General features: G+C 46.9%; 11 protein-coding genes and 1 other RNA gene. 7 read left to right on the plus strand and 5 right to left on the minus strand.

What is annotated here, in order from left to right; genetic code table 11:
* The first annotated feature begins 108 nt into the window (after positions 1 to 108).
* The 5 genes from HUU10_15485 (at position 109) to HUU10_15505 (ending at position 2825) form a co-directional block, all read left to right on the plus strand.
* Positions 109 to 531 carry a hypothetical protein gene (locus tag HUU10_15485; protein NUQ83005.1) on the plus strand — a complete coding sequence of 141 codons (423 nt, stop codon included), beginning with the start codon at positions 109 to 111 and terminating at the stop codon, positions 529 to 531.
* A gap of 71 nt (positions 532 to 602) precedes the next feature.
* Positions 603 to 1484: a hypothetical protein gene (locus HUU10_15490; protein ID NUQ83006.1), complete on the plus strand. Its 882-nt coding sequence runs from the start codon at positions 603 to 605 to the stop codon at positions 1482 to 1484.
* A 26-nt stretch (positions 1485 to 1510) separates the two neighbouring features.
* Complete coding sequence (locus HUU10_15495; protein ID NUQ83007.1) at positions 1511 to 2083, plus strand: hypothetical protein; 573 nt, start codon at positions 1511 to 1513, stop codon at positions 2081 to 2083.
* 42 nt (positions 2084 to 2125) lie between these two features.
* Positions 2126 to 2428 carry a hypothetical protein gene (locus HUU10_15500; GenBank protein NUQ83008.1) on the plus strand — a complete coding sequence of 101 codons (303 nt, stop codon included), beginning with the start codon at positions 2126 to 2128 and terminating at the stop codon, positions 2426 to 2428.
* Positions 2429 to 2543: 115 nt separating this feature from the next.
* Positions 2544 to 2825 (plus strand): hypothetical protein, encoded by a 282-nt coding sequence (locus HUU10_15505; GenBank protein NUQ83009.1) that lies wholly within the window; start codon positions 2544 to 2546, stop codon positions 2823 to 2825.
* A 3-nt stretch (positions 2826 to 2828) separates the two neighbouring features.
* Here the strand turns inward: HUU10_15505 and HUU10_15510 are convergent, their stop codons facing one another.
* The 3 genes from HUU10_15510 to HUU10_15520 form a co-directional block, all read right to left on the minus strand.
* Positions 2829 to 3197, minus strand: a complete 369-nt coding sequence (locus tag HUU10_15510; protein NUQ83010.1) for a CZB domain-containing protein — start codon at positions 3195 to 3197, stop codon at positions 2829 to 2831.
* A 162-nt stretch (positions 3198 to 3359) separates the two neighbouring features.
* Positions 3360 to 3709, minus strand: a transfer-messenger RNA (tmRNA) gene (gene ssrA / locus HUU10_15515).
* A 75-nt stretch (positions 3710 to 3784) separates the two neighbouring features.
* On the minus strand, positions 3785 to 4675 hold the full coding sequence (locus tag HUU10_15520) for a hypothetical protein (protein ID NUQ83011.1): 891 nt from the start codon (positions 4673 to 4675) through the stop codon (positions 3785 to 3787).
* Between the two features lie 468 nt (positions 4676 to 5143).
* Between HUU10_15520 and HUU10_15525 the strand changes: the two genes are divergently transcribed.
* Positions 5144 to 7213 carry a S9 family peptidase gene (locus HUU10_15525; protein ID NUQ83012.1) on the plus strand — a complete coding sequence of 690 codons (2070 nt, stop codon included), beginning with the start codon at positions 5144 to 5146 and terminating at the stop codon, positions 7211 to 7213.
* A 65-nt stretch (positions 7214 to 7278) separates the two neighbouring features.
* On the opposite strand, the gene HUU10_15530 is transcribed toward HUU10_15525, so the two are convergent.
* Both HUU10_15530 and HUU10_15535 read right to left on the minus strand, forming a co-directional pair.
* Entirely contained in the window at positions 7279 to 8046 is a 768-nt protein-coding gene (locus tag HUU10_15530) for a DUF4382 domain-containing protein (protein ID NUQ83013.1), read from the minus strand.
* Between the two features lie 76 nt (positions 8047 to 8122).
* Positions 8123 to 10075 carry an LTA synthase family protein gene (locus HUU10_15535; GenBank protein NUQ83014.1) on the minus strand — a complete coding sequence of 651 codons (1953 nt, stop codon included), beginning with the start codon at positions 10073 to 10075 and terminating at the stop codon, positions 8123 to 8125.
* A 238-nt stretch (positions 10076 to 10313) separates the two neighbouring features.
* On the opposite strand from HUU10_15535, the gene HUU10_15540 reads away from it, so the two are divergent.
* Positions 10314 to 11523, plus strand: a 1210-nt coding sequence (locus HUU10_15540) for a site-specific integrase (protein ID NUQ83015.1), incomplete at its 3' end; no start/stop codon positions are given.

Consider the following 11523-nt stretch of genomic DNA (forward strand, 5'->3'; position numbering starts at 1 on the left):
GGTAAGTATTACTCAGGCGAGGACCCAGTTACCCCCGGGCACGAAGTTTTAACAAGGCTTCTTTATCTCGGCATCAACGTCCACTGGTTCCTTACTGGGGAAGGTCCCATGATGGCGAACGACCCGGGTACCCGGTTACCAGCAGGAGCAAAGCCCGTCCGGATGATCCCCGTCCTCGGCCAGGTGCCGGCAGGGATACCCGAAGTGAAGGAGCAGGATATAATTGACTACGTCGCCCTGCCAGATGCCCCGGATAACTCCTTCGCTCTGGTGGTGCAGGGGGAGTCCATGACTGGATCCAACATCCAGCATGGGGATTATGTGATCTTTGTACCCAAGGCTGATATAAAGCCGGGGGATGTCGTGGTGGCGCTGAATGAGTTCAATGCTGCTATGGTGAAGCAATACATGCTGAAGGATGGTCAGCCGTGGTTAATATCCACCAACCCGGCGTTTCCTTCCTTTCAGGTCAACGGAGCCTACCGGGTGGTGGGCAAGGTGGTCGATGTGGTCAGAAGGATAAAGGTGTGATGATGAATTGCCCTCTTTGTAACTCCGAATTACTTTTTACTCCCACAAAAGGAAATCTAAAAAGTACGTCAATGCAACTTTTTAATTGTTCCAGATGTGGTCCATGGCAAATTGATAGATCAGGAATAAATGACTTTTATATTCTTCGCTATTCAAAAAAACAAATTTCGAGGATAATATATGGAATTTGGAACCAACGGGTAAAATTGAATGATATTGATGAGATACCTGATGTAAGTCCTGAATTTCGAAAAAATGAGCTAAATAATTTTACAATTTCTATTGATGAAAGGATCAACACCCTTTTTGGATACATTTGTCTCAAATCCACAGAACCAGGTCGAATAATTTCCGAGGATATTCAAAGACTTTGTGATGTAACACATAGTGATATTGAAGAATCCGTCTATTGGTTTCTTAATTATTTGCAAGAATCAGGTTACATTTCACCACACAATATAAATAATACTATAATTCCAAATAGAATAGAATTAGGTTTAACTTATAGTGGCTATAAATATTATTTTGAAATTCAATCAGGAAAAAGTAAAAGCAATTATGGTTTCATGGCTATGAAATACCATGATCCGGAACTTGACAGAATATTTTATGATTTCTTCAAACCAGGGTGTGCTAAACTTGGGCTTGATTTAAAGACTTTAATTGATGAGCCTGCTGCTGGACTGATCGACAATAGGTTACGAGTAATGATACTTCAGTCGAAGTTTTTAATTGCTGATTTAACCCATAAAAATCCGGGTGCCTATTGGGAAGCTGGATTTGCAGAGGGATCTGGAAAACCCGTGATTTACTCATGTAGGGCAGATTTGTTTCACGAAGCACACTTTGACACAAATCATCATCATACTATTCTTTGGAATCCATCTCAGCCAGAGGAAGCGGAAAGAAAACTTATTGATACGCTCCGGATTACATTCAGTATTTTTGAATAAGAATACAATTTATAAGGGATATAATCATGCAATTTAGACTAATCTTAATTTTTATTAGTTGTTCTTCGGTTGTTTATAGCCAAAGTGAGATGACCCTGTTTGAGGCAAAAATCAACCAAAAGATCGAGATAGGAATGTCAATAGATGAGGTTAAAAAGAAGATGGGGAAGCCGGACGAGATACGACCTGGTTTCCCGGATACGGACAGTAGGGTGATTGATTCCTATCCGGACCATGCAGGACAACTCGTTTATTCATCTTGGGTTTATATACAGGAACCGATAAAAGTGAAACTATTAAATGAGAGTGAAACTAAGCACCTCCTCAACAATGTCGAAGTCTCAGAAATGATGTATAAGGACTATGAGTCACTTGATTCGGTTTATTACGCGAAAGGTGAAATAATATTTCCAACTACTATATCAGCCTATAAGCTTCAAAAAATCAAGGTTAATGTGATTGAAAAGGATAAAAGGACTACCAAAATTCTTCCAAAAGATATAACTACTCGAAAGGTATCAATTACGCCACTGGTGTATGTTGTTTTTGACAGGGGAACTCAATCGGTGGCAAGGGTGATTGTTTTATTTTTGGAATAAATGTAATCAAAGTTATGTGTTGAATAATTATGGAGAATTTGTATGAAGACGCTGAATAGTGTAATAGCTTCCACATTTCTACTTTTTATTGGTTGTACAGATTATAAGGCCAAAGTAGAATCAGATACGAAATGGAGTGGATCTTTTGGAGGTCGAACAGTAGATGGATCTGGAAACTCGACTATTGATTTAGACGATGATGGAATTCAATGCTGTACTGTTCAAAAGGAAACATCGTCTGGGCGGCTTAAGGTAACAATAATTGATGATAGTTTCCTCGGTTCTGATGGAGACTCAAAGGAAACTACTGCTAAATATGGTGTTGTTACTGCTTGCTCAGAATAAAATTTACATGAGTTAATCCACAACTTACCCACATGGGCACTGTACGCTTGAACAGTAGTCCGGTATCATTTACATTCACTGCCCCCGATGTAACATAAACGATAAAGAGGTAACAGTGAATAGTCCCCATTATTCAATTGTGCTGGGCCTCGACTACCCCGAGTTGGGCCTGGCAAAGGAAGACTGCATTGTCTTCAAGGTAACCGATCAGATCACATCAGGTGACCTGGTCATTCTGCAAACTGAGAATCCCGTCGCTTTTGCCCGCTGGTCGCCGAAGTGTGGTCCGGTGGTGGGTAAAGTCGTCCGGGTGTATCGACGAGTCTCCAGGCGGCCGTCTGCGCTTAAATACAGAGAGCACCCGGCTGTGAGGATAGAACAAACCTACACGACCTGAAGGCTAATGCCGGAGGTAACTGTAAGAACTCTGAAATTTTGGTATCAGCTGCACCAGCTCTCTGGTGAGCTGATCCAATCGTTTAAGTTCAGCCCTTGTCATCATCATGTCTGCTGACATCGCTGCCAGATAGGTGGTTGAGGCCTGAAGATGAACAGCATCGTGTTTCTCCATCAGCTCCTTATAAGCCGGCAGGCGAGAAAGGTTGGTACCGGCCAGGGACTGAAGGAAGGTTCCAAGCGCGCATGTGTCGGATGAAACAGGAATGATTTTTTCAAAACCACTCAATCCATACACAGCCGATCGGAAACGGAAAATGTATTCGAGATGGTTTTCAATGAACAAGGACCAATCTGGTGTAGGGAAGTTCATGATGGTATACTCGGGTTGTGTCGACCATCACATTTTAATCAATTTCTCAGACGAAAGAAATATTTCTCAGGATAAAAAAAGGCCACCGTGTTTGCGGTAGCCTTCAGTTTTGACACCTATATTGACACCAATAATAGCTAAGTCATTGATATTCAATACGAAATGTGGAGGTGGCGGGAGTCGAACCCGCGTCCGAACAGGTGTCCATCAAGGCATCTCCGTGCGCAGTTCCTGTTAAGATCTCGGCTTCCGTCCGGTCAGGAACATCCTCGCGGTCACCCAGCCCCTGATCTTACTCACCGGCCCGGGGCGGACCGATGCAGCATCCCGACAAATTGTCGGCGCTGAAAACCCGTCAGGAGAAGGTCGTCAGCACCGGGTTGCTTTAATTAAGCAGCCATTGCGTAGCTGTTGTCAGCATTTATGTTTTTTCCGACTTGATTAAAGAGGACTCCGGAGACCTCTGCACGCTTCCCGGACCAACACTCAGCCCGTCGAAACCGGTCACCCCCTAATGGTTCAGGGGTTACCTGATGGCAGCAATATCGTTTGTAAATGAGAGGGAATCAAAAAAGGTGACCGATCGGTCAGTGGAAGACCGAGGCCAGTTGTGCATTCAACTCACCGGCAATCCGGTAGGTTTTCTGGGCAAAACTGGCCGGAACCTGCCGGGTACTGCTCGAAATCAGAATAAACAGGTCATGATCAAGCTTGTGGACAAGTATCAATCCGTTTTCATATTCATTCACCGATGACTGAATCCCGGAGGAGAAAACCCGATCACCCAATCTGGTGAAATAATCGGTCAGCATGGCGATCCGGCGGGTAAAGATGGTGGATTGAATCTTGTTGTTGCTGACGAGTTCAACAATTTTGCCGCGTTTATCAATCATGGCAACCATTTCGGCGCCATCGATTTCAATGATTGAAAAGAGGATTTCTCTCAGATTCGGAAGTTTTGACTTGATCTGGCTGATCTTCAAGGCAACATCCGGGTGTTCGACAACTGTTTCGGAAGAGGCAGCCGGAATGGCCCGATAGGGTTTATGGGTGGTTTCCAACTCGGCGAGACGGGAATCCAGGTCTTCAGCCTTGTACATCTCAGCCAGAATTTTCCTGAGCACTTCTATCATACCACGCAACCGGTTGACCGAGCATTTCGGATCTAGACGGATACACATGTTCAGGGTACAATAGCCGAGGGGTTCCTTGCATCCTGCCCGATATTGATAGTTGGTGGTGGGTTCAAACCGGGAAATAATATCGGATCTGGTGACTGAAACCCCCTTTTTGCCCGATTCTGCCATGATAATGTCCCACAGGTTTTCCTGAACTTCCTTCAGCTGAAGCGGTTGCAGGGGAGACAGTTCGGTCAGAAATTCCTGAGGACGTTTAACCAGCAATTGCAGTTTCTGTTTGGTGTAATCGTCAACCTGGTTGGCCGCAGGGGCCTGGTAATCGTCAAGTAAGGTGGCCATAAATTCCGATAACAATTCGTTCGGGAAAATAGTACCTGACCCTGATAATTCCAACCATAGCCGGCGGTCCTTTCCCGGATGAAACTTTTCAGGAGCTTTTTCGTTAAAGGCGGGGCGGTCTTTTATGCTTTTAACGCAAAGAGCGCAAAGGTAAATAAAGGAGAACGCAAAGGTTTTTTTGGTTTTCAATACAAGAAACTCTGCGATCTCAGCTTTTCTCTGCTACCTCTGCGGTTAAATACGGTTAACGCAGAGAGTGCGCAAAGGTAAATACAGGAGAACGCAACGATTTTTTAGTTTTTCAATACAAGAATCTCTGCTGTCTTTGCGTTTTGTTGCCTTTAAGCGGGAATGACGCAAAAAAACTTTCCGTACGGTACCTTTACAGAATTCACCACAACAATCCAATCAGAAAGACAGGTTATGACCAAACCGCTTCTCTTCATCCTTTCCGCAGGAGCTCTGATGATGTCTTGTACATCCCGTCCATCGGTTCAGCCTCCGTTGGCTGCACAGCAACCTGAAACCTTACGCGTCTCGCACAGCCCCGACCGGATCGATCCCTGGTTCTGGCTGAATCAGCGGGAAAATCCGGAGGTGATTAGTTACCTGAATGCAGAAAATGACTATCTGGATACCATGCTGGCACACACCAAACCGTTTCAGGATAAGCTATTCGCTGAAATGAAAGGTCGAATCAAGGAGAAAGATTCCGGTGCTCCCTGGCAATATGGTGACTACTATTACTATAACCGGTTTGATGAAGGAGGCGAGTACGCCATCTTCTGCCGGAAAAAAGGCAGCATGGATGCTACTGAGGAAATCCTGATTGATGGAAATGCCATGGGTATGGGTCTGGGTTACTTCAGTTATTGGACCACCATCAGCCACGACCAGAAAGTGGCCGCCGTTATGGTCGACACAGTTGGCCGCCGGTTTTATGACATCCGGTTTAAGAACCTGGAAACAGGTGAGTGGCTGCCCGATGAGATTCTGAAGACCACCGGGAATGTGGTCTTTTCCACCGATAATAAAACGGTTTACTATACCCGCCAGGATCCTAAGACCCTTCGTTCGGACCGGGTACTTGCACACGTTATGGGAACAAATCCGGCCACCGATAAGGAAATTTATTATGAAGCCGATCAGACTCTGGCGGTCGGACTCGATCAGTCAAAGGATGCAAAGTATACATTTGTATCCTCCGGCCGGACCGATGCCAACGTGGTCCGGTTTTTCGCCAATGACAAGCCATTTAAACAACTGACTCTGATTGAGCCGATTGCTTCTGATGTGGAATACTCGGTTGAACATCATGACGGCAACTTTATCATCCGTACCAACAGGAGTGCCGTAAACTTCCGTCTGGTAACTGCTCCTGTTTCAAAACCGGGTGCCGCATTCTGGACGGATCTGATTCCGCACCGGGATGGTGTATTGCTGAATAATTTCTCTGTTTTTAAAGATTTCCTGGTGGTCGATGACGTTAGTGCCGGGTTATCAACTTTGCGGATCATCCGGTGGGATGACCGCTCACAGCATTCGGTTCAGTTCGAGGAGCCTGCCTATTATGCTGGTTTGGGTGTCTCGATGAATTATGAATCACCCTGGATCCGGTATACTTATACATCCATGACCACTCCCTCCTCGCAGTTCGACTACCACATGGTTAACCGTGAAAAAGTGTTGGTGAAACAGCAGGAAATTCCGGGTGGATTCAATCCGGCCCTGTATAAAACTGAACGACTGATGGTTCCGGCCCGCGATGGCCGCCTCATTCCGATGTCACTGGTTTACCGGGTCGATGCTTTCAAGCAGAATGGAGGAAATCCGGGGTGGGTATATGGATACGGGTCCTATGGAGCCAGCATGTATGCCACTTTCAGTATTTCACGGATTTCCCTTCTCGATCGTGGATTTGTATATGCCATTGCCCACATCCGTGGCGGTCAGGAAATGGGGGGCGATTGGTATAATGAAGGTAAAATGATGAAGAAGATTAATACCTTCAATGATTTCATCGATTGCTCGGAGTACCTCGTTAATCAGGGATATGTGGCAAAGGATAAATTATTTGCTTCGGGCGGCAGTGCGGGCGGATTGCTAATTGGTGCAGTGGCCAACATGGCTCCTGATCTGTACCGGGGTCTGATTGCAGCCGTGCCCTTTGTCGATGTGGTCACCACCATGCTCGATGAGTCGATCCCGCTGACCACTTTTGAATGGAAGGAGTGGGGTGATCCGCGAATCAAGGCTGAATACGATTATATGTTGTCCTACTCACCATATGACAATGTGGAAGCCAAAAATTACCCAGCCATGCTGGTTCTGACCGGACTGCACGACAGCCAGGTTCAGTACTGGGAACCGGCCAAATGGGTTTCGAAACTTCGTGTCAGAAAAATGGACAACAATCCGCTCTACCTGCATACCAATATGGAAGCCGGACATGGTGGTGCCTCCGGTCGGTTCCGGTCGTTGAAAGAAACGGCTCTGCAGTTTGCGTTTGTGATGGATCTGATCGGGATTGATAAGTAATCCTGGACCTGAAAGACAAAAAAAACGGGGCCCCAAAGCCCCGTTTTTTATTTTAACCAGGTTGGCTATTTAGGATCCGATTTCGGCAGCGTACCAGCAGAAGTGGTTCCCCCAGCAGTGACAGTATAAGGCCCTGCATATGCTTTCGAGAATCCAACCGTGTCTGAAACGGCGATGGAATAAGATCCCGGATCAAGATACCATAGTGTAAATGCACCTGACGGGTCGGGCTGAGCGGTGGCAACTGTATCGGAGCCGCTCATGGCAAAAACGGTGGGGTCATCCGTCCAACCCTGAAGGGTTCCATTGATCTTTCCTGTCTGAGCGATCAGAAATGCCCTTAAAACCGGTTTCATACGGAAACCATTTTTTGTACGGATAAACGTCCGGCGGGCATCGACATCGACCAGAAGCGTGTAACTGATACCTGCCTTCAGAAGGCCGTTCTTTACATTGATCTGGATCCCCCGTGTATCACCACCTGGAACGGTCATGGCATGGGCTACCCCATCTTTATAAACCGTTGCACCGGTCATTTTAATCCGCAGAAAATGGATATGGTCTCCTTCCAAATCCAGATTCTGAGTCAGCAGATTAAACTTGCCATTCGTGAATTTCAGCAGGTCAAAGGTTGATGAACCTTCGAACAATGTAAGCCAGTTGCTATCCACCTTCGCTTCTATTTTGTTGAAGGAAATCATGATGGAATCCACACTGGCAGGTGCATCGGTGATTCCGACCGATACTTTTGAAGTGTCATTACCCGTTGTTTCTTCACAGGAAGAAAGCACTGCAAAAAAGAAGAGAATTATCAGAACTCTGGATAGTTGCATAGGAGCTCCCGAAAGGTTTAGTTGTGACAGCAAAGGTAATCGTATTTCCCGGAACGATGCTGTGACTATCCGCAAATCAGGGACGCGGAACAAGTCCGGCCTGGCGGTTCTCAACCAGCCACTGTGAGGTCTGAAGCATGGGAAGCGCGTAGTCCTTCATTCTTTGAACCAGGTCAGGATGGTTTTGCAGGTGGTTTTCGGTTGATCCTTCCTGATAGCGGTAGAGAAACTCAGCTCCTGAAGCTGACAGCATCAGATAATATGTTGAATCGACGACCCCGATATTGGTTCCGTTTGAGAAATAGGCAAACGGACGGGTACCGGTCTGCAGATCGATTCCGAGACTGTTATTCATGTACGGAAGATTAAGTAGTCCCATCAGAGTGGGGAAGACATCGATCTGTAATGCAAGTCGTCTGTCAATAATGGGGTCCTGACCCGCCGGCTCATAGAAAATCAGGGGAGTCTGAACGTAGGCCACCGACAAATCATATATCATGTGTGTTTTATACCCATGATCGGCAATCAGCACAAACAAGGTGCTGTCGTACCAGGATTGGTGTCTGGCCATTTCGAAAAATCGTCTGATGCTCCAATCGGCCAGCTGAAATCGCTGATCCTCGACCAGTTCTGCAGTTGGCCGGAAGCCATCCGGCATGGCCACATCTGTTTTCTCATGACCCGAGATGGTCAGGAATGTGCTGAAAAAAGGTTTCCCCTTGCTGCTGAGTTCATTCAGCATCGGGATGGCATCGGTAAACATACCGGCATCGGTTACCCCCCACTTGTTAAAACGTTTAGCGGTGGGATAGTCATCCTGATCGATGACCCGATCGTACCCGTTGTAGGTGAGAAATCCGCCCATGTTGTCAAAATCTTTATTCCCGGTACAAAAGAAAACGGTCTGATAGCCGTGGTTTCTGAGTACCAGCGGCAGCCCGCCATAGGGGATTCCATTGCCGATAGAGGACTGCATTGGTCTGATTCCCATCACAGTGGGCAAGCCGGTAATGGTACCATAAATTCCATTCCGGGTATGGACTCCGGTGGTGAAAGTATTCGGGTAAAATCTTGAAACAGTGGCCAGGCTATCGATAAACGGGGTCAGGTTCTCAGCCTTACCATACCAGCTTGTTTTGTAAGCCGACTGGCTTTCCATGAGAAAGAGAACCACATTTTTACGTTTGGGGCCTTCGGGAACTCCATCCACAAAACGTGCCACGGGACTTTTGTATTGATCTTTAATACCCAGGTGTTCCCGCGTAAGCCGGATGGCAGTTTCAGGGTCGGTGTATTCAAGCCGGAACATGGTGAATGAATCGACCAGATTAAAAAACGGATTGATGGTCAGCTGATTGATAAAGGTATTATCCGAGAAAAAAGCCTCTGAAGTGATGGCCGGCTTGCCCTTTAGTTCGGCATTGCCGCGAAGCCCGAGAAAAAGCAGGAACAAGGGTATAAAAAACACGGTGGTCTTCACTTTCCATGAGACAGGTAACGTGGGGTGAGTGAAAGACCATTTTTCGAGCCGGATGAGCCACCAGCCGTAGCCGGTAATAACCAGAATACCGGCTGCAATCCAGGGGATGAAGGAAAAATCGCCAAACAATACTTTCAGCATAATGCCGGGTTTATCGGTCCACATGAGAATGTCTTTGGAAATCCGGCTTCCGTAATAATCGAAATAGGGAGGATCTGCGAGTGAAGTGGCGATGACAAGGCCAAAGCCGACAGCCATAAACAGGGTGGAAATCCGGGTAATCAGAGCATGTTCCAGGTCGGCGATCCAACAAAGTGACAACACCAGAAAGGGAATGGCCATCCAGGCGGTGACCACTCTGGCATCGAAAGGAATACCTTTCAGAAAGGCCTCCGAGAGGAGGTCCTGTCCGGTCACATCGAGCAGATGGAGGTTAAACAGGAGGAAAAGCAACCGGAAAACGGAACTGATCAGCATGCCCGAGAGGAACACGGCAACCATAAACCGAAGCCAGGAAGGAATCAGTTGATGAAAAGAGGATGATGTCATAATCAGGTATGGATACCAATTCCCCCAAAAAGGGACCGGTCCGGAACACACAAAAAAAAACTGCCGGGAGGCAGTTTTTCAGGAGCGGAGGGGGAGATACAACCACTCCACTCAATGAAACTGCCAAAACGGCGTTTTTAAGTTGAAATTAAAGGGTTATACTGTATATTATTACAGCTTTATTTCGATTCTGTTTCAGCAGAACACACAAATTTTGACACCAATATAGACACCAAAAATGGCCACAATCAATTTCTATCTTTGGGATGCTGATTCAGAGGGCAGGCATCCCATCTTCCTGGTTTATCAGGACCGGGGGAGCAAGTTCCGTCACTACATCGGGGAGAAGGTTTTCCTCAAAGAGTGGGATCCGAAAACGCAACGGGTCCGGAGAAATGTCAGGGGTGCAGTTGAGTTAAACCTCTTGCTCCAGTCTTTTGAAGACCGGATCCGGCAATTTGTCCGGCTCTCCCGGGCAGAGGGGCGGATGCCTACCGTTGCGGAGGTTTCGAATATTGTTCGCCCAGAGAAGGTAAGGGAAGCCGACTTCGACCAATACCGGTCAGATTTTCTTAGCTTCAAATCAACCTACGCAAAGCACGGGTCGATGCAGGTTTATCAGGCAATGTTCCGACACCTGGATGATTACTTCCGGTCAGTGAACATCAAGCCATCAATTGAAAAGATGAACCAGGAATGGCTTGATGGGTTCCGCGACTTTCTATATAAGGATGGCCTCACTGACAATACCGTCCATAAACAGATCGGGACTTTCCGAACCTTCGTTAATTGGGCGAACAAACGGGGAGCCGGCATTCAGGGGGACTTCAGCGAGGTGAAGGTTACTAAACGCGAAGCCGCCAAAGTTTACCTGACAATGGAAGAGCTGAAGAACCTGGCCAACTGTACACCAGACTCCCAACGCCTGGAGCACGTTCGCGATGTGTTCATTTTTGCATGCGTGACCGGACTGCGTTATTCAGATTTGGCACAATTGGCACCCGAACATATATTCACATCGATAAGCATCAACGGCCAACCGGTACGGGAAATCAGGATGAACATGGTCAAGACCGAAAGGGTTGTGACCATCCCGCTCAACCGAATGGCTCTTGAAATATTGGACCGGTACGCAGGTCAATTCAGTAGCTGCCTTCCGGTGATCTCGAATCAGAAATTTAATGAGTACTTAAAAGAACTGTGCCAGTTTGCTGGGATTACCCACATGGTCAAGCGGATCAGATTCCGGGGTAAAGAACGCCTCGAGGAATCGCTGCCGAAATCCGAACTGGTCACCGTTCACACCGCCCGGCACACATTCGCCACGCTCAGCCTGGAGTTGGGGATGCGACCAGAGGTGGTTATGAAACTGTTGGGTCATACTTCGATTAAGATGACCATGCAGTACGTCCGGATCCTTGATGAGGTGAAGGCGAAAGAAATGATGA

The organism is Bacteroidota bacterium, assembly GCA_013360915.1.
Taxonomy (GTDB): domain Bacteria; phylum Bacteroidota; class JABWAT01; order JABWAT01; family JABWAT01; genus JABWAT01.